The organism is Tardiphaga sp. GW822-FHT04G09, from assembly GCF_058800725.1.
The window spans coordinates 91,812-114,712 of the sequence record NZ_JBXAMO010000019.1 but is presented as its reverse complement, the minus strand read 5'-3'; the positions used below and the strand labels follow the sequence as shown (position 1 = coordinate 114,712).

Genomic DNA, 22,901 nt, shown 5'->3' with positions numbered 1-22,901 from the left:
GAGCCGGAAGGCAGCTTCAGACGCCGAATTTGGCCAAAACTCCGGAGCGCGAATCAGCGAGAAAGCGGGCCGACAATTGCCGGTCACTCGTCGTGGAGCGCGCCATCACAACTCCCCCAACCATTGCTGCCAAAATTGCAGTTGCCGCCGCTCGTTTCTGCGATGGCGGGCTCTTCCCAGGCAACCTCGACGCGATCCAATCGACAAATTCAATAACGCCTTCAGTGTATTGCTTTCGCACGGCGGCCGTTTGGCGGCCAATTTGCGCAGCGAAGGTAACTATTGGGCACCCGGATCCCATTCGGTCCCTATGAGCTACGGACATGTAATCGTCGATATAGACACTCAACGACGTCCGCTCCTCCCACTTCAGCCCTCGCTCGTCGAACGCCCGCTTCAGCGAGGCTACGCACAAAGCCTCCTTGGAGGCGAAATGACCGTAGAAAGCTCCATGCGTCAGGCCAGCCGCCTTCATGATTTCGACGACGCTCACACCGTCAAATCCCTTCTCGCGATACAGTTTTGATCCTGCCGCAATGATTGCTTCATGATGCTCTGCGGATTTCTCCTTGGTGACCTTCACAACCTGAGAGTTCCTTGCTGACCAGTGGCGCGTGCAGCGCAATATTAATCATTATATTCAACATGATACGATCAGGATTGTCACGCACGTTTTCCGAAAAGCAGCGATGCGTCACGATGGCTGCAATGCAACGAATTCGCTATTGGTGCGATCAAGCGGGTCGGTGCTCGCTGCCTCGGCAGGCAAGCCGCTCTCAATTCAAGCGATTCCGCGAACGCTCGTGAATTACGGACCGAAGCTCGATCTTAGCTGCAGTTTCCAGTCGTCGTCGACCCGAGTAAAGATGTAGAGTGAATCGAACACGCCGATTACCGATCCATCAATTCGGTAGCGCGTGTACTGGACGGCGTAGTGAGCTTTAATCGGGGACGATTGCAGGAGCTTAATTTCTGTCCAAGCGCTGTGGTTCCAACCTTGAAGCGCAGCAAGATCCTTGAACATTCCCATAGGGTTATTACCTGGAGCATCGTACACGAATAGTTGGTTAGCGGCAGCCCGGACGTGGGGAAACCGCATGATCTCATCCATTGCCGCTGCATCGTGCCTGTTGAGCGCCTGCATCCATTGCGCGAGCAATTCCTCGCATCGTTGCTCGCCAGCGATATCCATCCCTCCGTCGCGTGCATCATAGGTCTGTTTCAAGCTCTCGACCGTAAGCATTTGCTATCCTCCCAAGACGTCCGGCTGTCATACACGTGCGCAGATTCGCGTGCTTTGCTTCTATCATCGTCAAGAGGAAAGCCTTGGATATGCGCTAATAAGGTCGCCGGAATAGGTTTGTTAGTCCATTTGACCGTTCCAAGGACGCTCACCCATTCTTTTGATCGCGGTAGTCGCCGGCATCATGGCGGCGCGTAATATACTGTTCCGGCGGTTCTGCGAGCCCGCGCTGGTCCTCGGCCTCACAGTGCCGGGCCTCGTCTGGTCGTTGCTGTGTGTGATCTGGTTCGGCGTCGGCCTCACGGCGCCCACCGTCGCCATCGCACTCGGCATCGTGCCGGTGATGATGCTGCATGTGATCCAGGGCATGCGCGCCATCGATCACGAACTCATCGAGATGGTGACCGTGTTCCAGTTGTCGCCGCGCGATCGGCTGACCATGATGTGGATCCCTGGCCTCGTGCCCCATCTCATCGCCGGTGCCCGTGTGGGCCTTTCGCTGGCCTGGAAGGTGATCGTGCTGGTCGAGCTTTTCGGTCTGTCCAATGGGGTCGGCTATCAGCTCAATGCGGAATTCAGTTCGCAGAACGTTGCTGGTGTGTTGGCGTGGACGGTGATCTTCTGGGCGGTGATGGTTGCCATCGAATACGGCCTGCTGCAGGCTCTGGAGCGGCGTTTCGTGAGTTGGCGTCAGAACTAGCTCCTGCGTAAAATGTGATGTCAAAGTGCTGGGCTAAGAACCTCGCTTCCGCGATCGGTGCGGAAGCCAAACGGGGAAATCCATTTTCCGCAATCCGCATATATCTGCTGCTTCACTTTAAGACGCAGGCCGACATGATCGATCCTCGTTGACGGAAGCTGTAGCCGTCGCGAGTGCGTGTTGGGCAGCCAGAGATTTTCGAATTTGATCGGCTGGTCGAGCACCGGACTCCCGTGGAACGTCAGGTAGACGGAGCGGTACGACGGCGTTGCCAAATGGAGCACATATTCGGGGGCACACTCCAACAAGAGAGGTTACGCATGGGCGATGGCCTCGCAAGGCAATCGACCGCTTGCTGTAGGCTTCGCCCTGTGGATAATCGCGCCTATCTGTGGACAGCTGAACACCGACGCGGATAGTCGTCACGGTTATGTCAGGATCGGTCGTCCGACAGCGTGGGGCGTAAGCGTGTCGTTGCAGGTTGCGATCATGTTGGTGTTGTCGAGCCATCCCGATGGGCGTGCGACCCTTGCCGCCATGAACGCCGACCTCGCGATCCAGGCAGGCGCCGGCCCTGCCTGGAATAGCTGATTGAAGCGGCTCGCCGCGCGGGCACCCGGACTGGATATCTTTACATCGAGGTTCGTTCTGCGCGATCAGGCGGGCTGGCAGATCACGGAGACAGGACGATCCGCTCTGCGCGACATGGAAGCGCCGGTCGCGGAGCCCGCGTCGTTGCATATTGCTCCGCCTGGTACGAACCTGCCGAAGCTGATCGTCGTCAACAGCGGGCTGCAGGCACGCAAACCGCGGTCGGCGGCGCGCCTCGCTCTCATTTCGGACCGTCGCCGGCGCCGGTCGCGGCACTGCTAGACTATCAGCCTATGGTCTAGTCGATGGCAGAACGGACAGTCCTCGGGGTGAGGCACAGCGAGTCTGCGATCTATCTGCAGCCGGCAAGCAGGAAACGGTTACTTGCGGTCGCGCGATGGCTGCGTGTCCGAAAGCTGTCGTCTGTTGCTTGGCTAGACTTTTTGGGAGAATGACTTGAAGGGGTTCGAGTACGGGCACGTGGTACTCCTGCTGGCCGCACGAGAGTATGAAGCGGATTACGTGGTCGTCGACGGCATGATGCAGTTGTCAGTGATCGATCATGCCATCGTGGTGGCGGAGCAATTGCCCGGAGCCACCTATGAGGAAAGCGCGTTCTACGTGCTCGAACAGTTCGCCATGGGCAAAATTCGAGCACGCGATTGAATTGCGAATAGTCTAGCTCAGCCTTCCCCGCCAACGTACGTGGGATTGACTGCTCCGTGCGACGCGTTTCTTCAGCAGTAGCGGCGTTCCCGCTCACGGTCCGTTTAAATAAGGCTTCTCACGCCGCTCTCTCTTTTGGCCGGCGATAAAGATGTATCGAGGATGATCCTGGCCGGTCACCAGCGTGAGCCGGGGCATGCAGACAGATGGCAGACTTTCCGCTCAAAAATGCTGTCGGCAACAGATATGCAACACGCGGTCTCTAAGTCATTGATATTGCTGATTGCAAAAAGGTTTCCTAAACCGTAGGTCGCATGTTCGAGTCATGCCGGGATCGCCAGTTTTCTCTTTCTGTTTTCTCTGAAATAACCCGTTTCGCGAGGATTTCAGGCCGGCGTCAGGCGACGGCGGCCTCACGGTGCTGAAGCATCGCCCGGATCTGGTGCGACGGCTTGGAGGCGCTGAACAGAAAGCCCTGCATCTGGGTACAGCCGAGCATACGTAGCGCGTTGAGTTGATCGGCCGTCTCGACGCCTTCCGCGGTGGTCATCATGTTGCGTGCAGCAGCGATGGTCACGACCGCCTGCACGATAGACGACGATCCGTCCGGGGCCATGATGTCCCGGATGAAGCTACGGTCGATCTTGACCTTGTCGAACGGGAAACGCTGCAGATAGCTGAGCGACGAATAGCCGGTGCCGAAATCATCGAGGGCGATGCGCACGCCGATGCCGCGAAGCTGATGGAGGATGGCGAGTGCAGTCTCGTCGTCGCGAATCAGCACTGTTTCCGTGATTTCAAGCTCAAGCCGGTGAGCGGGCAAGTTCGCCGCCACGAGCGCCCGGGCAACGTTGAGAGCCAGGGTCTGCGACGTGAACTGAACTGGTGAGACGTTGACCGCGAGCTTGATCGGAATGGGCCATGAGGCGGCTTCCATGCACGCCGTTCGGAGTACCCAGTCGCCGAGTTCGATAATCAAGCCGGTTTCTTCGGCGATCGGAATGAACTCCGCCGGCGAAATCATGCCACGGACCGGATGCCGCCAGCGCAACAGGGCTTCACAGCCGCTGATCTGGTTGCTGGCGATATCGACGACGGGTTGATAGTGAACCTCGAGCCCACCTTCCGCGAGCGCCTTGCGCAGATCCTGCTCCAGCGCGCGCCGCGCCCGTGCGTCTTCATCCATGGCAGGCTCGAAGAAGCGAAAGGTACGCCGCCCAGCGGCCTTGGCGCCATACATCGCAAGGTCCGCGTGTCTCAACAATTCGTCGAGATCGGAGCCATCATCGGGAGCCACGGCGATCCCGATGCTGGCGTCGGTGGTGATCTGGTGGCCGAGGCAATCATAGGGTTGGCGGATTGCTTCTTGGAGTGGCACGACAAGGCTGGTGACGTCGCTGCGGCGAGCGATTCCGGTGTGCACGATGGCGAATTCGTCGCCGCCGAGCCGCGCGACAAAGCCCGCATTGCCGATACAGCTGCGCAGGCGCATCGCCACGACTTTCAGCAACTCGTCGCCGATAGCGTGGCCAAGCGTGTCGTTAATGCTCTTGAACTCATCGATATCGATATAGAGAATCGCAAATCGCGCGCCGTCCTGGATCGTTGCGATTTCCGCTTCGAGCCGCTCGCGGAACATCACGCGATTGGGGAGGTCGGTCAGCGCATCATAGTGCGCGAGATGCGCGATGCGCTCTTCCGAGTGCTTGCGCTCCGTGATGTCTTCCAGCGTAGAAGCCCAGCCGCCGTCCTCTGATTTCTGAACCAGAACCTGGATCGAGCGTCCGTCAGGCGTGGTCAGCAGTGTATCGTGACCAAGGCCTTCCGCAATGCTTCGCAGGAACCGCGTGCAGTAGTCATCGACATCGCCGATGAAGGTTCCGGTGTCCTTGCGGTGCTGGATGAGATCGCGGAAATAGCAGCCTGGCTTCACAATCCTGTCGGATAGCCCGAACATCTCGATGAAGCGCTGATTGCAGACGACCAGCCGGCCATGGGCATCGAACAACAGCAGGCCCTGCGTCATATTGTTGATTGCGGTATCGAGATGCGTCGATTTTTGCGCCAGCATGCGTTCGGCCGAGCGGTGCTGGCGGTTCAATTGCCGGACGATCAGGAACAGCGTCGCCAGGATCACCAGCGTGGCAAGCGTTGCGCCGATGATTTGGTACTTGGTCTGCTCGCGCCAGTCATGTAAGGCCGCAGCCATGCTGGCGGTTGCGACGATCATCACGGGAGCTTCCGCGAGGCGCCTCGCGGAGCCCAATTCGTCTTCCTCGTCGATGGGGCTGATATAGCGCCCCGTCGAGGTCCCGCCCGACGACCAGAGGTCCTTGAAGACCGAGCTGCTACTGAGGTTTTGGCCGATCACGGTCTCGTTCTGCGGATAGCGAGCAAGCACGGTGCCGTTGCGGTGGATCATGAAGATCTTGGCGCCTTTTTCGAGCGCGAGAGATGCGAAGAAGCTCTCGAAGTGAACGGGCTCGACGCCGCGGCCGATGATGCCCATGAATTCGCCATGGCGCCCGACCAGCTTGCGCGAAAACACGGCGGTCCATGCACCGGTCACCCTGCTGATGACGGGCTCGGCCAATAAGACCGCGGGCCCGTTGTCGGCCTGCAGCATTTGGAAATGCTGACGGTCGGCGATGTCGATGGCCGGCACGGGCCAGGTTTCCGACGAGTTGAGCAACTTGCCTTCGGAATCGAACAGGTTGATGCCGCCGACATAGGGCAGGCTGCTGAGCTTGGTGCGCAGCATGCGGTGGACGTCGATCCCTGACATCAGATGCTGGTAGGCGGCGCTGTTCTGGATGTTGGCCGACTTCATATAGGTGATGATGTCGTTCTGAACGCCTTGCAGATCCCCAAACTGCTGGTCGAAGTGTCGTGCCACCAGCAGAACCGTGTTTTCCAGTTCGCGCTTCTTGCTCTCGATGGCGCGGTCTCTGAAATGGACGGTGATGTAGGCCGTGCCGATGGCGATGGCGATAATCAGCAGGCAGCCGCACAGGATCAGGCCTTGGATCGGCCCGCCTTGGAACCGGAAACGGCGCAGTGCGGCGTAGCCGGCAACACTGCCAGCGCCATTAGACCGCTCCCCCGACTTTGCGTCGTTTTGCCCCATGCGGATTTTTGTACCGGGGGGACCGCCAACACCCCGTTACGAACTTGGGTGAACGATGGGTTAAGACGCTGCGCCATCACGACGATTTCGATGCCTCGCGCCGATGTGGTTTCCCGCGCGGGCGGTGGGGGAGGGGGGCATGCGGTCGAGCAGCTCGGCTCGCGCGGCTTCCAGATCGATACGCGCGTCGAAGACCTCAAACCGTCCCATGCCCCGTCGACCCTCTCGATGCGTGGCTTGCCAATCCGCGCGCACCGCTGTTCGGGCATCCCCTGGGCTTCTCCCATGGCCAGCGGCTCGGCGATTTCTTCATGGTCAACACTGTCGGGCCAACCGATCGGGGAGATCATTGCAATTTCCCACTTCATCATGGGCGGCATTCCCGACCGGCATCCGGATCTCGAGGTGGTTATTGCTCATGGCGGTGGTTTCTAGCCGTTCTACGCGGCCCGTATGGATCATGCCTGGAAAGTGCGTCGGGAGATGCGCCGTCGACCTATCTGAAGCGCCTCTGGTTCGATACCTGCGTGTTCTCGTCCGAGCTGGTCGACAATCTGGTTCGGACCGGGCGTTGACCGCGTCATGATGGGCTCGGATATCCGTTCGACATGGGGAGCCCCGATCCGGTGGGGCTGGTCAACAAGGCTAAGCTATCGGACACTGACCGTCAGAAAGTCCTGTTCGGCAATGCGAGCCGGCTGTTCAAGATCGCATAAGTCCTGCCTCGTTGCGGCAAGGCGGCAACTGATGAGGCAAGATTGGCGATGGTTCATTTTGACTTTGCGAAGCTCAGTGGTCCCGAGCGTTACAAGTTGTTGTGCGGTCTGGTCGTGCCGCGTCCGATCGCCTTGATTACCACCATTTCCGATGCCGGCGTCGTCAATGCAGCGCCGTTCTCGTTCTTCAATGTGTTCTCCGAGAAGCCGCCGCTGGTGGTGGTCGGCCTGCAGGCCAGGCCCGATCTGTCGGTCAAGGATACGACCCGCAATGTGCGCACCAATGGGTTGTTTGTTATCAACATGGTGGATGAGGCACTCGCCAACGATATGGTAGATTGTTCCATCAGCTTTCCATCCGACATCGGCGAACTGGATGCCCTGCAGCTCCCAATGATGGCTGGCATCAATGTGCCGGTGCCGCATTTGGCGAAGGCGCCTGCGGCACTGGAATGCCGAAAAGTGACCATGATGAATTTTGGTGCAGAACGCGACTTACTGGTCGGAGAGGTCCTGGGCATTCAGGTTCGTGATGGTGTTGTCGACCCCGTCACCTTGCGCACGGATTATGATCACTATCTTCCAGTCGCACGCATCGCGGGAACCATGTATGCACGGATGCAAGATCGGTTCGAGATCAAACCCGACAGTTTCGACACCTGGCAACTCCGCAGCTCCCGCTGAGGAAGATTTTATCCGGGGGAGTGCGTCGGAACGCCGGTAGTAGTTCTCTCCGCGTTCGATTAACCGTCAGAGGTGAGAAATCGCCGCTCCTGCGGTTGCATGGGATATGGCTGCTGGATGTATCGAAAAAACATCATTGTTATTGCGTGGACTACACTTGCATTGATTGCTTTTGTGACTCTGTCACCGATTGGGCTGCGGCCGCATTTTGCCGGCGTCAGCCTTGAGCGCTTCGGCGCATTTGCGCTTGTGGGCCTTTTGTTCGGTCTCGCTTATCCCCGCCATCTCTGGCTTGTTCTGACGCTCGTCAGCGGGGCAGCAGTCGGGCTTGAGGTGCTGCAGCATCTAACGCCGGACCGGCATGGCGAGGTGCGGGATGCGCTGGTCAAACTTGCAGGCGGCGTCGCCGGCATCGGAATGTCGCTCGCGCTCCATCAGGCTATCAAGAGATTTGTTACTTTAAGTTGAGTCCGCCCTGACCTATCTCAGGGACGGTACATCAATTCTTTTCTGCGAATCACTTTGGCCAAGTTCCAGCCCGAAAATCGTTATCGCGGAGGTTTTACATCTCGCTGCCTGAAAAGGTGCGTGTAATCACGGTAGTGCTCTACCCGCGAACCTCCTTGATGCCGCGAATGGGAGAAATCACATGCGCCTCCTCATAAAAGTACTTGGCATGTGTAAAAGGACACCGATACAACTTGAAGGGAGGTGTGTGTCTGTGCGTTTGCAATTTAAACGATCCTAAGAAACGTTTCGGTCAGGTTGGTATAGCTGGCCGGTGACTTTGGTGTGACGTCCCGAAGCGGACAATTCCGTTGCGTGGAGAAGACGTCGATCTCAAAGGACAACGTATTATGCATCGGCGGTACCAGCATTCGAGCATCCCAACCGAAATCATGCGATCGGTTGTCGGTATCTCCGAAGCCGGCAGTATCACCAAGGCCGCGAAGCTGCTCGGCCTGAGCCAGCCCGCCATCAGCTCGCAGATCAAGCGCATTGAACACGCGATCGGCGGCAGTATCTTCCTGAAATCTGCCAACGGATCATCGACGACCGAACTCGGAAAGCTCGTTCTGATACAGGCCAGGAAGATTCTGGAGGCGAACGACCAGTTACTCTTGCTGCGCGGTGCTTCGCCCGAAGATCAAACTATTCGACTTGGTCTGGCCAACTTCTATTCGCAACGCGCAATGGAAGGGATGAGCAAGGCGGCGATGAGCAATGTCTGCATCTATTCAGATAATTCGGCCGAGATCGCAAAAAGCATGCTCGATGGCTACGTCGATGTCGGCGTGTTCCTCAGCGTCTCCGAGATGCCCGTGGATGCGGCCATCGATGTCGTCGCGCAACGCGACGATGAATTGACCTGGGTCCGATCCAAGGATTTCACGTTAAGTCCTGGTGCGCCCATTCCCTTGCTGACCTGGCCGGGACAGATCGTACATAACGTCATGATTCAGGCGCTTGAGCGCAAGGGCATGATCTATCGTATTGCATTCTCCAGCCCGGACTATCATGCTCGGATCGAAGCTGCGAAAGCAGGCATCGGCTTAACCCTGCTGCCAACAGCTCTGATCCCAGCGCCGCTCCTGGCGGCCAATGAGTATTATCTTCCAAAGCTGGCTGTACCCAAACTCGTGCTATGCGCGCGCGAGGGCATTCACAAGAAACACAGTATTCTAATAGAGGAGCTGCACGTAAAGTTCTTCGGTATATAGTTCTCTCAACGACGCGTGTATCAGAGAATATGATCCCCTTATCAAATCGAATGTTGTCATTCAACACAATGCGGGCATCCGAGATGATCGATCCCCATCAGGTGGTAACGGGAGTTGTATAGGTAGTTTTCACGCGGTCTTGCGAAGCTCAGCTCATGTTGAGATTCGACGCCAGCAAGAGAAAATTTCTGTCGTGTCGACGCGGTGCTTCCGCAGTCGAATTCGCAATGCTTTTGCCCGTCTTTCTGTCGATCATTTTTGGCATCGTTGTCTTCGGATCATATTTTGCGGTGGTTCACGGTGTTCAGCAGCTTGCTGCCGAGGCGGCGCGTTCTTCTGTCGCCGGACTGACCGAGACCGAACGTGGCTCGATCGCGTCGACCTATGTCACGTCGAATGCAGCCACTTATCCATTGATCAATGCGTCGAAGCTGAGCGTCAATGCGGCGACGTCACCGTCGAACGCAAATGTCTTCGTGGTCACCGTCAACTACGACGCGTCGAGCATGTTCATCTATTCGCTTCCTTTCGTGCAGATGCCTCCATCGCAAGTCGCGCGATCTGCCGCCATTCCCTATGGAGGGTTTTGAGCGATGGAACCGATGCGCGTGCTTCTCGAGAGATTTCGCACCGACCAGCGCGGAAATATTGCCATCATGTCTGCGGGCGGCATGATTCTGGCCGTTTGTTGTGCTGCACTGGGTGTTGATATCGGGACCATCGCTGCTGATCGCCGCAAGACGCAGGCCGCTGCGGATCTCGCGGCGATCGTCGCCGCGAGCAACCTGAGCAATGCGACGAATGCCGCGCAGGCAGCGGTTACCAGCAACAACTATCCGGCCAGCGCCCTGATCGGTGTCGAGCTCGGAACTTACACGGCCAATTCGGCCGTCGCTGCGCAAAGCCGCTTCGTTACACCGGCGACTGGAACAGCCAATGCGGCGCGGGTCAGTCTTCAGACGGCGACGCCGCTTTACTTCAGCCATTTCTTTACCGGCAGCAACAACTTCACCATCAAGACGACGGCGACCGCAACAACGACTGCCGTGGCGTCGTTCTCGATCGGTTCGCGGCTGGCGTCGCTAAATGGCGGCTTGTTGAATAGCGTTCTTGGATCGATGCTGGGAACGACCCTGTCGCTCTCAGTCATGGACTACAATGCGCTTCTTGGCGCGCGCATTGATGCTTTCACCTTCCTTTCGGCGCTGGCGACGCGTGTCGGTCTGACCGGTGTGACCTATGACACGCTACTGAAATCGAACATCAAGATCGGAGATATTCTGTCCGCGGCGTTGAGTGCGCAACAGGCCACTAATGGCAGCGGGACGGCAACCACCGCGCTCTCGACGATATCGCAGGCTTCGGCATCTGTAACGACCAGGATAACGCCTGGCACACTGATCGATGCGGGCCCCTACGCGAACCTGATCGTGGGCGTAAAGCCAAAAGACGGCGTGAGCATCTCGCTCTACGACCTGCTGCAGGCAACGGCCGGAATTGCTAACGGCACCAACCAGATCGCCGCATCTGTCAATCTTGGCTTGCCAGGTATTGCCAGTGCGTCACTGACGGCGACCATTGGCGTACGGCCACAGGGATCCGGCTGGATTGCCGTGGGTACGCAGGGCATCAGTATTCATACAGCCCAGACACGGGTGCTGCTATCTATCCAGTTGATCGGAAGTGGCTCGGCTTCATTGGTCAATCTGCCGATTTATGTGGAGGTCGCGTCGGGCACAGCGACGCTGAATAAGGTCAGTTGCGGCTATCCCAATGTCAATACATCGAGCGTCACGCTTGGCGTCACGCCGGGCATTGTCGATGCATGGATAGGTAACGTCACTGTAGCTGATCTCAACAATGTTGCGACCAAGCCGACTCCGGGGGCGGCACCGCTTGTGAATCTCCTGGGCATTCCAATTGTGACGGCAAAGGCCCATGCCGGCATGGGCAATACCACGCCCGTCAGCGTCAACTTCAGCTATTCGGATATCACGTCGCAGACGAAGAAGACCGTGAACACGACAAACTTCACGTCCTCCCTGACGGGAAGTCTGCTGGGCGACCTCAACATCAGTGTTCTTGGATTGGGTTTGGCGATCCCGGGTCTCGGCGGACTCGTCACCAGCATCATCAGCGGGGCATCCAGCTCAATCGATCAATTGCTGGCGGCAACGCTGGCAAGTCTCGGTGTCGGAATTGGACAAGCCGATGTGTGGGTATCCGGCATTCGCTGTGACGGCGCAGTGTTGGTGAACTGAATCAGTAACGCGTGAGTTTCAAAGCCATCTTTAACAGAAGAGGACTGATAAAATGGGATACGAAGCCGCAATGAACCGCCCCAACGTTAACCGCAAGCGCTCGGTTGTCGTCTCGAAGAAGCGTACCAGCGTCAGCCTGGAAGACAGCTTCTGGGCCAGCCTGCAGGCGATCGTCCGGATGGAGAATACAACTATCGAGCACTATATCGAGAAGATCGAGCGCAAGCGCGAAACACCAAATTTGTCGTCCAACCTGCGTATCGCTGTACTTGAATATTTCCAGCAGATTGCTGAACGCAGCTTGACGGCTGGCACCGCCGACCAGCCGACAGCGAACAACAATGGCAAGCTGCACGACAACCACAACCAGCTGGCTGAAAAGGTCGCGGCCTATTGGGGGCGTGTGGGATCGCAGAATCAGCAACTGGTCGACTAGGTCAGCTGCTCGAACTTTCTAGTTTATTTGATTTGAGGAAACGCGCGCAGCGGACGCGCGAAGGCGTATCGCCGACTATTTTTAGATAACGGCCGTTTTGGCCACGGAGCGACAGATGTTTAACCGACAGAGCAAGACCGATTTTCAGGATGCGTTGGCGCAAGCGACCGCCATCAGTCGCTCCCAGGCCGTCATCGAGTTCAATCTCGATGGCACGATCATCAGGGCGAATGAGAATTTTCTCAAGGCGCTCGGCTATACTCTCGATGAGATCAAGGGCAAGCATCACCACATGTTCGTGGAGCCCGCCATACGCGAGAGTGTCGCTTATCGGGAGTTCTGGGGTAACCTTAACAAGGGCGAATTTCAGACAGGGCAGTTCAAGCGGGTCGCCAAAGGCGGCAGGGAGATCTGGATCGAAGCCTCCTATAATCCGGTTATGGACAAGAATGGCAAGCCGTTCAAAGTCATCAAATTCGCCACAGATATCACGGCGCATAAACTCGAAGGTCTCGAGGCCTCCGGAAAAGTGGCCGCGATCAGTCGCGCACAAGCGGTCATCGAATTCAATCTTGATGGCTCCATCATTGTCGCCAACGAGAATTTCCTGAACACGGTTGGTTACGCGCTGTCCGAAATACAGGGGCGACATCACAGTATGTTCGTGGAAGCCGGAGAACGCGATGGCGCAGCCTACCGGGACTTCTGGGCGCGGCTCGGCCGGGGTGAGTATCAGGCGGCCGAATACAAACGCCTCGGCAAGGGTGGCAAGGAAATCTGGATGCTCGCGACCTATAATCCGATTCTCAATGATGCCGGCAAGCCGTTCAAGGTCGTGAAGTTTGCGACCGACGTGACCCAACAAAAGCTGCTTGCCGCTGATAGCAACGGCCAGGTGGCAGCTATTCGAAAGTCGCAGGCGGTCATCGAGTTTCGCATGGATGGCACCGTCCTGACGGCAAACCAGAATTTTCTTGATGCGGTCGGTTACACGATCGACGAAATCCGCGACCGGCATCACAGCATGTTCGTCGATCCGGTGGAGCGATCCGGTGCGGCCTATGTGGAATTCTGGGCGAGCCTCAATCGCGGGACCTATCAGGCCGCGGAATACAAGCGAATCGGGAAGGGCGGGCGAGAAATCTGGATCCAGGCGTCCTACAATCCGATTTTCGACCTCAACGGCAAGCCGTTCAAGGTGGTCAAATACGCCGCCGACATTACGGCGCAGGCCATGGCCCGTCTGAAAGCCGAGCGCGCTCGCTCCCTGATCGAGTCGGTCGCAGCGGGCAGCGAGGAGATGAATGCATCGATCCGCGAAATCTCCGAGACGATGGTGAAGTCCCGTCAGACGGCGGAGTCCGCGGTGCAGCAGGTAGAGACGGCGGACATCCAGGCGCAGCGACTCACCTCGGCTGCCCATGCGATGGGTGGCATCGTTGGACTCATCGGCGACATCACCGGTCAGATCAATCTGCTCGCACTCAATGCGACCATCGAATCGGCTCGCGCGGGTGAGGCGGGGCGAGGCTTTGCAGTGGTGGCGGCCGAGGTCAAGAACTTGGCCAACCAGGCAAAGCAGGCGACCGACAAGATCAGCAGCGAAATCGAGGCCCTGAACGGTATCTCCAGTGACGTGGTCGGAGCGCTGGTCTCGATCAAACAGGCCATCGAACATGTCAACGAGTTCGTGACCTCGACGGCGGCGGCCGTTGAAGAGCAGAGCACCGTGACATCAGATATGTCGGACAACATGCAGCGCGCAGCATCCGAACTGGCCTAAAGCGCTGTATTCGTGTGATTTTGTTGCATCATCCGTGATTGTGCTATCAATCGCGGATGATGCTGCCGTTCAATGCCGCCACCCGAAACATGATCGAAACGCGCGTCGCCGCATTCACGCGGATCGATGAGGGTCCGCAAGCATCCGGGCTGAAACGTGCGGCGGTGGGCCTCGTGATGGCCGAAGCGGAAAACGCAGGAGAGACCTCGCTGCTGCTGACATTGCGGGCATCCAGCCTCCGTGCGCACAGCAATCAATGGGCGCCTCCTGGCGGTCGCTGTGACCCTGGCGAAACGCCGTCGGAGGCTGCACTCCGTGAATTGCATGAGGAACTCGGTCTGCAGCTCACGCAGGACGATGTCATCGGTATCCTCGATGATTATCCAACCCGCTCCGGCTATCTGATCACGCCGGTTGTGATGTGGGCGCAAGATAGCACCCGACTGACTCCCAATCCTGACGAGGTCGCATCGGTTCATCGTATCGCGCTGTCGGAGATCGCGCGGCCGCAAGCATTCAATTTTATTGCGATTCCCGAGAGCGATCGGCGCGTGATCCGGTACAGTCATTTCGGGCATATGATCCACGCACCGACTGCCGCGCTGATTTATCAATTCAGCGAATTGCTCGCAGGCCGAACCACCCGCGTGGCCGAGCTGGAGCAGCCGGTCTTCGCCTGGAAGTAGTGTCCCTGTTGCGAAGCAGCGTCGTTTCGGCAACGATGCCGGCAACAAGAATGCGTTTCGGGGAGGATGGTTGCCATGGTGTCATGGAAGGGATGGCTGTGCGCTGCCATGGTGGCATGTGCCTGGGACGGCTCAACGGGCCTTGCGCGTGCGCAGAACTATCCGGAACGCCCCGTCACATTGATTATCCCTTTCGCGCCTGGTGGCAGCACGTCGATTGTCGGGCGCGTCATCGCCGACAAGATGAGCGAGACGCTTGGCGAGAAAATCATCGTTGATAATAGGGCAGGCGCCGGCGGCACCGTGGGAACGCGCGCCGTCGCCAAGAGCGCGCCGGACGGCTACACGATCGGTCTCGGCTATACCGGTACGCTGGCGATCGGACCCACGCTCTACACCAAGGCCGGCTACGATCCGCGCAAGGATTTCGCGCCAATCGGAATGATCGGCAATTCGCCGAACTCTCTGGTGGTGCACCCGTCGTTCCCGGCAAAGACGGTTGCCGAACTGATCGCCTATGCGAAGGCGAACCCCGGCAAGCTCAATTTCGGTTCGGCGGGGGCAGGTACCGCAAGCCACATTACCGGCGAATATTTCGGTCATGCGGCGGGTATCACCTTGGTGCACGTGCCTTACAAGGGAACCGGACCGGCGCTGGTCGACCTGATCGGCGGGCATATTCCGATGGCCTTCGCGCCGATCCCCGCGACTCATGCCAATATTGCCGGTGGACAGCTGCGCGGGCTGGCGGTGACCAGTCTCACACGCACAAGCCTGCTTCCGGACGTGCCGACCATTGCCGAATCTGGACTCCAGGGTTTTGATGCGTCCCTGCATTATGGCCTGATCGCGCCGGCCGGAACGCCGCGGCCGATCATCGACCGACTCAACAAGGAACTGCGCGCGGCGCTGGCCTCCGACGAGGTCAGAAAACGCCTGCAGCAGGATGGCACTGAACCGACGCCGGGCACGCCGGAAGATTATGGGGTCTTCATCGATCAGGACGAGGCCAAATGGTCGCGGATCGTCAAGACCAGCGGCGCCAGGGAAGAGTGAAGCATTCCAAGTGGTTGACGAGCGCAGGGGTGGCGGGAAACCGCCGTTGTGGTTAGGGGTGCGACAGGTATTGGAAAGACAATCTTCACCAAACTGCTCCAACGTCGTTCGGACGGGAACACCATTGACTCACGTCGGGGCCAGCGCGGGGCGGCGTTCGGTCTCAGTCATTTGCATTGATGCGGGCGCAGGTCTGCAACTACTCAACAGGTCTCATGTCTCATTCGATTCGCTCATTGGCCGTCATCGCTCCGGTCGTCCTGCTATTGGCGTCCTCGCCTGCGTATACGTTTGACACGAACGGACTGCCCGCAAATGTCGCCAATGCCATGGCGCAGGCTGCTTCGCCGCAAGCCATCGCGGAATACCGTCGCAAACTTGCAGAATATCAGGAAGCGCGCGCCGCCTTTGATCAGGAGGCCGGTGCCTATTGGGATGCGATCTCTGAGAAGCGGAAGATCCGCAATGCCAAGCGTCGCGACCGCCAGCAGATCACGCTGAATGACTACGTGCTGGAACAGGCACCGCTTTATGAAGGACCGAAGCGTCCGGTGAATCCGGAGCCCGAGGATGCAGGTCCGCGCGTTCGCAAGGATCTTCCGGTGGTGGCAGACTTTCTCGCTGCAGCGAGGGAGCAATTCCAGTTCGTGCCGCAGCGGCCTGCCAATGAGATGGAGTTCAAGCGCGCCTATGCTCGTGCCGCCTTGCAGGCCGGGCTGACACGCGACATTGCGGTGCGCGTCTATTCCTTCGAGACCGGCGGCAATGGCGGCCATGACATGCAGTCGGGCCTGAACCCGTCGCGTCCGGGATCGCGCGCGATCTCCACCGCTATTGGTTACAATCAGCTGCTCACGGCCAATACGACGACGCTCGTTGCCGAACAGGGGTCTCAGATTTTGAAGGTACTGAGCGAGAAGGCATCGACGCTCTCAGGCCCACAGCGCAAGGCGATGGATCACAAGATTGCGGTATTCAAGCGGATGCAGGCGATTGTGCGTAGCGTTCCGCAAAACTGGAACGCTCTTGAGAAGCTTGGCACGACGCCGCAGGGCTGGGCCATGCATGCGCTGGTGCTGGACATGGACATCGGCCCGCAGTTGCAGGTCCACAAACTGCTGACCTCCGTGAATTTTGCGCGCACCCGCGGCTTCGATCGCCCGCTCAGCGCAGCCGAACTGGAGATGATGAATCTCACCGGCGATGGCAACGGTTTCGATATGGTGACCATGCCGCAGGCGATGCGCGAACAGGTGCCGACGGCGAATTTCTTCCAGCGCGGCGGCTATGAACGCAATCCGGTGGCGATCCGCCACAATACCGTGGCCAAGCTGCTCGCAGTCACCAACGCGCGGATGGACAGCAACAGCAATCTGCCAGGCGCAAAAGAATTGGCCGCGGCTTTTTGAGCCACGGCCAATCCATACTTCGTGATGTGCGCTCTCCCCGGAGAGCGGCTGGGCTTATGAGTTGCCCGGATTGAAATCGTCGCCTGGTGCTTCTGCCGGCGCGCCTGCTGCAGCAACGTCGGGGCGAGGACCGTGCGGACGGCGGCGACGACGCGGCGGGAAGCGCTCTCCGCCACCATTCTGTTCGAAGCCGCCTGGGGCCGCACCCGGCTGAGGCTGCGCACCACCCGTGATGAAAGAAGGCAGACGATCGACACCATCGCCGACCGGCATCATCGGCTGCGGTTGCGGCTGATATTGCGGTTGGGCCTGCGGCTGATTCTGCTGGCGTTGTTCGCGATGATTGTTCTCGCGGGGCTGATAAGGCTGTTCGCCGCGCTGCTGATAAGACTGACCACCCTCACGCTGCTGAGGCTGCTCGCGCTGTGCAAAGGGCTGCTGCTGTACGGGCACGAAACCGGGTTCGGCACCGAAGTTCGAATAGCTCTCGCTCTCGTCGTCGCTATCCTCCGCGGGCATCTCGTTTTCGGTGCGCGGCTGCGGTTGATTCTGCCGGAACTGCTCCTGGGCGGCGGCGATCAGGCGGAAATAATGCTCGGCGTGCTGATAATAGTTCTCGGCGGCAACCGGATCACCGGAGCTGCGCGCATCGCGCGCCAACTGGACGTATTTCTCTGCGACGTGGGAAGCGGTGCCGCGGATCTTGATATCGGGGCCGTTCGATTCGAACACCCGGGTCATCGGGTTCTGGCCGCGCCGATTGTTATTGTTGTTGTTACTATTGTTGTTGCGGTTGTTGTTGTTCCGCATCCGCTTGTTGTTGTTCTGACCGTTTCGCATGTGTCGCCTTCAGTTATCGATCCAGAGTGTCACAGAGCTGTGTTTCAAAGAGATGATTGCCGCAGCACATTGCGGGATGCGGGCGCGTCAAGCGTCCGAATCGTCGTGCAGACCTTCGCTGCATCGATCTTGCCGTCACTCGCGTTCAACAAAGACGCGTTCCCCAACCGCCCGCTGACCGTGCCAGCCGGACCAAATCACCCACCTGCCGAAACAAGGCCAGGCTTCTGTGCGTGAAGTTTAAAGCGCAATATCAGGCTTTCGTTCGCTTTGCGGTCGTAAGCAGCGCAGCTTTATCAGCCCTCGCGCTCAATCAGACCTGCCTGTTGGAACCTTTCACCCGGACGGGCTCTCTAGCGAGAATTCTGGCTTCCTGCCGTAAATCTACGGGGCGAGCCAACCCTGAACCGATGTTGTGACAGGAAGGTAGTCGCTCCCCGGGGATATTCCAAGTGGTTTTTTCTGTCCCAAGAAGGCTTTATCGGGGCTTTTTTTGTCCTGATACCGCCCTGCGGATGCCTCCCAGATCAGCTTTTGGGGGCGCTGGCAGGATTAGCCCGGACGCCGCCATCAGACCGGCGACAGCGTCGCTTTGGTCGTGGCCCACCTCGACCACCAGAAGGCCGCCGGGCGCTAGCAACCGCGCGGCTTCAGGGGTGATGATGCGATAGGCATACAGTCCGTCCTTTCCGCCATCCAGGGCGCGGAGCGGGTCGTGGTTGCGCACCTCGATGTCGAGGCCGGCGATATCGGCCGAGGGAATATAGGGCGGATTGGAGACGATCAGGTCGAGGCTGCCGGTCAGGGCCGAGGCATAGTCACAGACAACGAAATGGGCGCGCCCGATCAAGCCGAGTTGCGCAGCGTTGGAGCGAGCCGTCCGCAGGGCGTCGAGATTGATATCGGTCGCAATGCCGGTGGCGTTGGTTAACTCCGAAAGCAGCGCCAGCAGGATCGCGCCCGAGCCAGTGCCGAGATCGGCGATCACAAGCGGACGGTCGCGTCGACCTGTCGCATCGAGAAATTCGAGCGCCGCCTCGACGATGGTTTCGGTATCGGGGCGGGGCACCAGCGTATCGGGCGATAGTTGCAGTGGCAGGCCCCAGAATTCTTTCATGCCGATGATGCGGGCGACGGGTTCGCCATCGATGCGGCGTTGTGCGAAGCGGGCAAGTTGGGCCGCTTCATCGGACGTCAGGATGCGCTTCGCTGCCGAGATCAACCCGGTGAGATCGAGTCCGAGCGCGGCACCAGTCAGCAAGCGCGCGTCGAGTTCGGCGGAATCGATGCCTTGGGTGCGGAGCAGATTGGTCAATGAGCGTCGTGCGTTCTCGACGGTCTGTCCGGCGAACGTGTCGCCGGCGCTCACGCCGCGTCGCCCTGAGCTGCGAGCTGCGCGGCCTGATGTTCGGTCGTGAGCGCATCGACAAGTTCGCCCAACGCTTCGCCGGCAATCACCTGCGGCAGCTTGTAGAGCGTGAGATTGATGCGGTGATCGGTGACGCGGCCCTGCGGAAAGTTGTAGGTGCGGATGCGCTCCGAGCGGTCGCCTGAGCCGACCTTCTCCTTACGCTCCGCCGAGCGCGCGGCGTCGAGGCGCTGTTGTTCGGCATCGTAGATGCGCGAGCGCAGGATGTTCATCGCCGAAGCGCGGTTCTTATGCTGCGAGCGGCTGTCTTGCATCATCACCACGATGCCGGTCGGGATATGCGTGATGCGGATCGCCGATTCGGTCTTGTTGACGTGCTGACCGCCGGCGCCCTGGGCGCGCATGGTGTCGATGCGCAGGTCGTCCTGCTTGATGTCGATATCCACTTCTTCGACTTCGGGCATGACAGCGACCGTTGCCGCCGACGTGTGAATGCGCCCCTGAGTCTCCGTATCGGGCACGCGCTGCACGCGGTGCACACCGGACTCGAATTTCAACTTGGCGAAAGCACCGCGGCCCTTCACCTCGGCGATGATTTCCTTGTAGCCGCCCATGGTGCCTTCGGAGGCCGAGATCACCTCGACCTTCCAGCCGGACAGCGCCGCGAAGCGCTCATACATCCGGTACAGGTCGCCGGCGAACAGTGAGGCTTCGTCGCCGCCGGTGCCGGCACGAATTTCCAGCACCACATTGCGCTCGTCCATTGCATCCTTCGGCAACAGCGCCACGCGGATTTCCTGCGCGAGTGCCGCGATGCGTTCTTCCAGTGCCGGGCGCTCGGCCTGCGCCATCTCGCGCATCTCGGCGTCGGTGCCCGCATCGGCAATCATCGCATCGATATCTTTGATCTCCGCAAGCGCACCGCGATAGGTCTTCACCGCGTCGATCAGCGGATTGAGCTCGGATAGCTCGCGCGTCATCTTCACATAATTTTCGGCGCTGACCTGACCCATCAATTGTGCCTCGAGCGAGGCATGATGGGCGAGGAGAACGTCGAGTTTGGTTTCGGGCAGCATGGACATGGGGACGTCTCGGAGATCGCAGAAAAGGAAAGGCGGGTCGTGCGGGCAAGAGCCTCGCTACAACGATAGCCCCTCGGCTTCGGCGAATTCGGTGAGCTTCTGCCGGATCGAAACGCTGCCCGAAGGAGCGTCGAGCAGTTGTGTCATCAAGGCCTCGGCCTTCTCGGCATCGAGATCGAGGATGAGCGCTTTCACCGGGCCGTGCGCGGTGGCCGATAGCGACAGCGAGCGGTAGCCCATCGCGACCAGTGCCAGCGCGCCGATCGGCTGAGACGCCATCTCGCCGCACAGCGAGACAGGACGCTTGGCGGCGTCGCCCTTTTGCACGATCTCACGCAAGACACGCAGGATCGGCGCCGACAGCGTATCGAAGCGTTCCGACACCTTGGCATTGCCGCGGTCGACAGCGAACAGGAACTGGAACAGGTCGTTGGAGCCGACCGAGACGAAGTCGACCTTCTTCAGGAGTTCGTCGAGCTGATAAACCAGCGCAGGCACCTCGATCATGGTGCCAACATCGATCCGCTCCGGCAGCGCATGGCCATGCTGGCGCAGATAGGTCAGCTCACGCTCGATGATCGCCTTGGCCTGATCGAATTCGGCCACTTCCGAAATCATCGGAAACATGATGCGCAGCGCCCGCCCACCGCCCGCGCGCAGCAGTGCGCGGATCTGGCCGCGCAGCAGACCCGGCCGATCGAGGCCAAGACGGATCGCGCGCCAGCCGAGCGCCGGGTTTTCCTCGACGATGGTCTCCATGTACGGCAGCGCTTTGTCGCCACCGATATCGAGGGTGCGGAACGTCACCGGCTTCGGGCCGGCGGCATCGAGCACGGCCCGATAGAGCGCCAGCTGATCGCTGGAGCGGGGCAGGCTTTCGCCGACCATGAACTGCAGTTCGGTGCGGAACAGGCCGATGCCCGCGGAGCCGGTGTCGTCGATATGCGGGAGGTCGATGATCAGTCCGGCATTGATCAGAAGATCGACCTTCTGGCCGTCCTTGGTGACACAGGGCCGATCGCGCAACGCCGAATACTGCGCCTGTCGCCGCGCGCGGAAACGCACGCGCTCCGCATAGGCGGATTCGATTTCCTGCGATGGGCGGATGTAGATCGAGCCGGATGTGCCATCGACGATGATGGCGTCGCCGGGATCGGCGATGCCAGGCGCGTTGGCGACTTCGCCTATCGCGGGAATGCCGAGTGCACGTGCCACGATCGAGACGTGCGAATTTGCTGTGCCTTCCTCCAACACCAGGCCACGCAGCTTCTTGCGGTCGTAGTCGAGGAGGGCGGCCGGGCCCATCGCGCGTGCGATCAGGATCGCATTGTCCGGCATCTGTTCGCGCGAGGGCGCGTGATCCTGCCCGACCAGCTGTCGCATCAGGCGATGGCCGAGATCTTCAAGATCATGCAAGCGGTCGCGCAGATAGGGATCGGTGGAACGCAGCATGCGCGCACGGGTATCCGACTGCACGCGTTCGACGGCGGCTTCGGCGGTAAGGCCCGTGGCGACGGCTTCGTGCAGCTTATGCGACCAGCCGTGGTCATTGGCGAACATGCGATAGGCTTCGAGCACATCGCGGTGCTCACCGCTGTCGGCAACGTCGCCGCGTTCCAGCATGCGGTCGAGGTCCGAGCGCAGCTTGGTCAGCGCCATGTCCAGCCGCTTGATTTCTTTCGGCAGGTCTTCAGCGATGTAATTGGTGATGACAACGCGCGGCTCATGCAACACCACATGGCCGAGCGCGATGCCATCAGAGAGGATGGCGCCGGTCTTGTGCAAGGAATGCCGCGCCGCGGGTTCGGCGCCCGGCTGGGCCAGCGCCGAAAGCTCGCCGGAGGCAATCATCTCGGCAAGCACCATCGCCGTTGTCTGCAGCGCCTCGACTTCTTCCTCGACATAAGTGCGCTTGGCGCGGTTCTGCACCACCAGCACGCCCAGCGTATTGCCGGCGCGCAGGATCGGCACACCGAGGAACGAGTGATAGATTTCTTCGCCGGTCTCCGGGCGGAACGAGAAGGCCGGATGGCTCTGCGCGTCGTTGAGATTCAACGGCGTCGCCTCAGATGCCACGAGACCGACGAGGCCTTCATGAGCTGATAGGACGGTCTGGTGGACAGCGTCGCGGTTGAGGCCTTCGGTGGCGTAGAGCTCGAGTGTATTGTCGACGCGCAGCACGTATGTCGAGCAGACTTCCGCCACCATATTGGCGGCGATCAACACCACGATCTTGTCGAGGCGTTCCTGAGCGCTGACCTGCTCCGCCATCACTTCGCGGAGCCGTCTCAGCAAGACTCGGGGGCCACCCGACGCGCTCCGCATGTGCCGACACCCTCCCCGCGAAGCCGGCACCCGGAAAAACCGCGTGTCGGCGCTAAGCCTCAGAAAACAATAAAGTTTGTGCCGCCGCGCAACAAGGGGCGCAGCGACAGAACCGTATCAGATTGTCCGAAACGGCACCCTCAGCCGCGACGGCTGCCCATGCAGGCCGTATAGCGAATTGAGGGTTGTTTTGCCAAGCAAAACGC

22 protein-coding genes and 1 tRNA gene are annotated in these 22,901 nt (G+C 59.4%); 16 read left to right on the top strand and 7 right to left on the bottom strand.

Annotated features, from left to right (window positions below):
• Nucleotides 1–16: 16 nt before the first annotated feature.
• Together AC1RLZ_RS24900 and AC1RLZ_RS24895 are read right to left on the bottom strand one after the other, a co-directional pair.
• Nucleotides 17–583: a TetR/AcrR family transcriptional regulator gene (locus tag AC1RLZ_RS24900; protein ID WP_493190789.1), complete on the bottom strand. Its 567-nt coding sequence runs from the start codon at nt 581–583 to the stop codon at nt 17–19.
• Nucleotides 584–808: 225 nt separating this feature from the next.
• Complete coding sequence (locus AC1RLZ_RS24895) at nt 809–1,243, bottom strand: hypothetical protein (protein ID WP_493190788.1); 435 nt, start codon at nt 1,241–1,243, stop codon at nt 809–811.
• 160 nt (nt 1,244–1,403) lie between these two features.
• Between AC1RLZ_RS24895 and AC1RLZ_RS24890 the strand changes: the two genes are divergently transcribed.
• From AC1RLZ_RS24890 to AC1RLZ_RS24870, 5 genes are all read left to right on the top strand, one after another.
• A complete protein-coding gene (locus tag AC1RLZ_RS24890; RefSeq protein ID WP_493190787.1) occupies nt 1,404–1,943 on the top strand; it encodes an ABC transporter permease in 540 nt (179 codons plus the stop codon).
• Nucleotides 1,944–2,411: 468 nt separating this feature from the next.
• Nucleotides 2,412–2,534, top strand: a complete 123-nt coding sequence (locus AC1RLZ_RS24885; RefSeq protein ID WP_493190786.1) for a hypothetical protein — start codon at nt 2,412–2,414, stop codon at nt 2,532–2,534.
• Nucleotides 2,535–2,816: a hypothetical protein gene (locus AC1RLZ_RS24880; protein ID WP_493190785.1), complete on the top strand. Its 282-nt coding sequence runs from the start codon at nt 2,535–2,537 to the stop codon at nt 2,814–2,816.
• A 174-nt stretch (nt 2,817–2,990) separates the two neighbouring features.
• Nucleotides 2,991–3,200: a hypothetical protein gene (locus AC1RLZ_RS24875; RefSeq protein ID WP_493190784.1), complete on the top strand. Its 210-nt coding sequence runs from the start codon at nt 2,991–2,993 to the stop codon at nt 3,198–3,200.
• Nucleotides 3,201–3,472: 272 nt separating this feature from the next.
• Nucleotides 3,473–3,540, top strand: a tRNA-Arg gene (locus AC1RLZ_RS24870).
• A gap of 57 nt (nt 3,541–3,597) precedes the next feature.
• On the opposite strand, the gene AC1RLZ_RS24865 is transcribed toward AC1RLZ_RS24870, so the two are convergent.
• On the bottom strand, nt 3,598–6,327 hold the full coding sequence (locus tag AC1RLZ_RS24865) for a bifunctional diguanylate cyclase/phosphodiesterase (RefSeq protein ID WP_493190783.1): 2,730 nt from the start codon (nt 6,325–6,327) through the stop codon (nt 3,598–3,600).
• 90 nt (nt 6,328–6,417) lie between these two features.
• Between AC1RLZ_RS24865 and AC1RLZ_RS24860 the strand changes: the two genes are divergently transcribed.
• The 11 genes from AC1RLZ_RS24860 to AC1RLZ_RS24810 all read left to right on the top strand — a co-directional run bounded on the left by AC1RLZ_RS24860 (nt 6,418) and on the right by AC1RLZ_RS24810 (nt 17,079).
• Entirely contained in the window at nt 6,418–6,762 is a 345-nt protein-coding gene (locus AC1RLZ_RS24860) for a hypothetical protein (protein ID WP_493190782.1), read from the top strand.
• Nucleotides 6,763–7,091: 329 nt separating this feature from the next.
• Nucleotides 7,092–7,727 carry a flavin reductase family protein gene (locus tag AC1RLZ_RS24855; protein ID WP_493190796.1) on the top strand — a complete coding sequence of 212 codons (636 nt, stop codon included), beginning with the start codon at nt 7,092–7,094 and terminating at the stop codon, nt 7,725–7,727.
• Nucleotides 7,728–7,844: 117 nt separating this feature from the next.
• Complete coding sequence (locus tag AC1RLZ_RS24850) at nt 7,845–8,195, top strand: VanZ family protein (RefSeq protein WP_493190781.1); 351 nt, start codon at nt 7,845–7,847, stop codon at nt 8,193–8,195.
• 350 nt (nt 8,196–8,545) lie between these two features.
• A complete protein-coding gene (locus AC1RLZ_RS24845) occupies nt 8,546–9,448 on the top strand; it encodes a LysR family transcriptional regulator (protein ID WP_371423001.1) in 903 nt (300 codons plus the stop codon).
• A gap of 155 nt (nt 9,449–9,603) precedes the next feature.
• On the top strand, nt 9,604–10,038 hold the full coding sequence (locus tag AC1RLZ_RS24840; protein ID WP_493190780.1) for a TadE/TadG family type IV pilus assembly protein: 435 nt from the start codon (nt 9,604–9,606) through the stop codon (nt 10,036–10,038).
• Between the two features lie 3 nt (nt 10,039–10,041).
• Nucleotides 10,042–11,709: a pilus assembly protein TadG-related protein gene (locus AC1RLZ_RS24835; protein WP_493190779.1), complete on the top strand. Its 1,668-nt coding sequence runs from the start codon at nt 10,042–10,044 to the stop codon at nt 11,707–11,709.
• A 52-nt stretch (nt 11,710–11,761) separates the two neighbouring features.
• On the top strand, nt 11,762–12,145 hold the full coding sequence (locus AC1RLZ_RS24830) for a ribbon-helix-helix domain-containing protein (RefSeq protein WP_493190778.1): 384 nt from the start codon (nt 11,762–11,764) through the stop codon (nt 12,143–12,145).
• Nucleotides 12,146–12,260: 115 nt separating this feature from the next.
• Nucleotides 12,261–13,928, top strand: coding sequence for a methyl-accepting chemotaxis protein (locus AC1RLZ_RS24825; protein ID WP_493190777.1), 1,668 nt, complete (start codon nt 12,261–12,263; stop codon nt 13,926–13,928).
• A 56-nt stretch (nt 13,929–13,984) separates the two neighbouring features.
• Nucleotides 13,985–14,614, top strand: a complete 630-nt coding sequence (locus tag AC1RLZ_RS24820) for an NUDIX hydrolase (protein ID WP_493190776.1) — start codon at nt 13,985–13,987, stop codon at nt 14,612–14,614.
• A 75-nt stretch (nt 14,615–14,689) separates the two neighbouring features.
• Nucleotides 14,690–15,670: a Bug family tripartite tricarboxylate transporter substrate binding protein gene (locus AC1RLZ_RS24815; protein WP_493190775.1), complete on the top strand. Its 981-nt coding sequence runs from the start codon at nt 14,690–14,692 to the stop codon at nt 15,668–15,670.
• Nucleotides 15,671–15,885: 215 nt separating this feature from the next.
• Entirely contained in the window at nt 15,886–17,079 is a 1,194-nt protein-coding gene (locus AC1RLZ_RS24810; RefSeq protein ID WP_493190774.1) for a hypothetical protein, read from the top strand.
• A 54-nt stretch (nt 17,080–17,133) separates the two neighbouring features.
• On the opposite strand, the gene AC1RLZ_RS24805 is transcribed toward AC1RLZ_RS24810, so the two are convergent.
• From AC1RLZ_RS24805 to ptsP, 4 genes are all read right to left on the bottom strand, one after another.
• Nucleotides 17,134–17,919 (bottom strand): DUF4167 domain-containing protein, encoded by a 786-nt coding sequence (locus AC1RLZ_RS24805; protein ID WP_493190773.1) that lies wholly within the window; start codon nt 17,917–17,919, stop codon nt 17,134–17,136.
• Nucleotides 17,920–18,397: 478 nt separating this feature from the next.
• Entirely contained in the window at nt 18,398–19,288 is an 891-nt protein-coding gene (gene prmC, locus AC1RLZ_RS24800; RefSeq protein ID WP_493190772.1) for a peptide chain release factor N(5)-glutamine methyltransferase, read from the bottom strand.
• Nucleotides 19,285–20,370 carry a peptide chain release factor 1 gene (gene prfA / locus AC1RLZ_RS24795; RefSeq protein WP_371422991.1) on the bottom strand — a complete coding sequence of 362 codons (1,086 nt, stop codon included), beginning with the start codon at nt 20,368–20,370 and terminating at the stop codon, nt 19,285–19,287. Before prfA ends, prmC begins: the two co-directional genes overlap by 4 nt.
• A 57-nt stretch (nt 20,371–20,427) precedes the next feature.
• Complete coding sequence (ptsP, locus tag AC1RLZ_RS24790) at nt 20,428–22,695, bottom strand: phosphoenolpyruvate--protein phosphotransferase (protein WP_493190771.1); 2,268 nt, start codon at nt 22,693–22,695, stop codon at nt 20,428–20,430.
• Nucleotides 22,696–22,901: the final 206 nt, after the last annotated feature.

Bases quoted from the DNA above. Each gene is read 5' to 3' on its own strand.
- AC1RLZ_RS24895 (WP_493190788.1), bottom strand. From the start codon at position 1,243: ATGCTTACGGTCGAGAGCTTGAAACAGACCTATGATGCACGCGACGGA.
- AC1RLZ_RS24865 (WP_493190783.1), bottom strand. From the start codon at position 6,327: ATGGGGCAAAACGACGCAAAGTCGGGGGAGCGGTCTAATGGCGCTGGC.
- AC1RLZ_RS24860 (WP_493190782.1), top strand. From the start codon at position 6,418: ATGCCTCGCGCCGATGTGGTTTCCCGCGCGGGCGGTGGGGGAGGGGGG.
- AC1RLZ_RS24855 (WP_493190796.1), top strand. From the start codon at position 7,092: ATGGTTCATTTTGACTTTGCGAAGCTCAGTGGTCCCGAGCGTTACAAG.
- AC1RLZ_RS24850 (WP_493190781.1), top strand. From the start codon at position 7,845: ATGTATCGAAAAAACATCATTGTTATTGCGTGGACTACACTTGCATTG.
- AC1RLZ_RS24840 (WP_493190780.1), top strand. From the start codon at position 9,604: ATGTTGAGATTCGACGCCAGCAAGAGAAAATTTCTGTCGTGTCGACGC.
- AC1RLZ_RS24835 (WP_493190779.1), top strand. From the start codon at position 10,042: ATGGAACCGATGCGCGTGCTTCTCGAGAGATTTCGCACCGACCAGCGC.
- AC1RLZ_RS24830 (WP_493190778.1), top strand. From the start codon at position 11,762: ATGGGATACGAAGCCGCAATGAACCGCCCCAACGTTAACCGCAAGCGC.
- AC1RLZ_RS24825 (WP_493190777.1), top strand. From the start codon at position 12,261: ATGTTTAACCGACAGAGCAAGACCGATTTTCAGGATGCGTTGGCGCAA.
- AC1RLZ_RS24820 (WP_493190776.1), top strand. From the start codon at position 13,985: ATGATGCTGCCGTTCAATGCCGCCACCCGAAACATGATCGAAACGCGC.
- AC1RLZ_RS24815 (WP_493190775.1), top strand. From the start codon at position 14,690: ATGGTGTCATGGAAGGGATGGCTGTGCGCTGCCATGGTGGCATGTGCC.
- AC1RLZ_RS24810 (WP_493190774.1), top strand. From the start codon at position 15,886: ATGTCTCATTCGATTCGCTCATTGGCCGTCATCGCTCCGGTCGTCCTG.
- AC1RLZ_RS24805 (WP_493190773.1), bottom strand. From the start codon at position 17,919: ATGCGAAACGGTCAGAACAACAACAAGCGGATGCGGAACAACAACAAC.
- prfA (WP_371422991.1), bottom strand. From the start codon at position 20,370: ATGTCCATGCTGCCCGAAACCAAACTCGACGTTCTCCTCGCCCATCAT.
- ptsP (WP_493190771.1), bottom strand. From the start codon at position 22,695: ATGCGGAGCGCGTCGGGTGGCCCCCGAGTCTTGCTGAGACGGCTCCGC.